The following is a 446-nucleotide window of genomic DNA, read 5'->3' on the forward strand; positions in this document are numbered from 1 at the left end:
CCGTACTGCCTTCAGGTGTTCCCAACTCGGGTGGCGTGACGGGCGGTGTGTACAAGGCCCGGGAACGTATTCACCGCAGTTTGGCTGACCTGCGATTACTAGCGATTCCAGCTTCATGTAGGCGGGTTTCAGCCTACAATCCATATTACGGAGAGTTTTTCCGGATCCGCTCCACCTTCCGGCTTCGCTTCCCTTTGTCCTCCCCATTGTAGCACGTGTGTCGCCCAGAGTATAAGGGGCACGCTTATCTGACGTCATCCCCTCCTTCCTCCGCCTCGTCGGCGGCTGTCCAATTAGTGTCCCCAACTTTACTTGCTGGTAACTAATCGTAGGGGTTGCGCTCGTTGTGGGACTTAACCCAACACCTCACGGCACGAGCTGACGACGACCGTGCACCACCTGTGTAACCCCCTGCCTTGCGGCAGGCCAGTAGATTTCTCTACCTT

The 446-nt window shown here is 56.7% G+C and carries 1 rRNA gene; it reads right to left on the minus strand.

Annotated elements, in window-relative coordinates:
• Positions 1–446, minus strand: a 16S ribosomal RNA gene (locus tag ACW9JY_RS10495); the annotation flags it as partial.

The sequence above is a fragment of the Petrotoga sp. DB-2 genome (assembly GCF_054051725.1).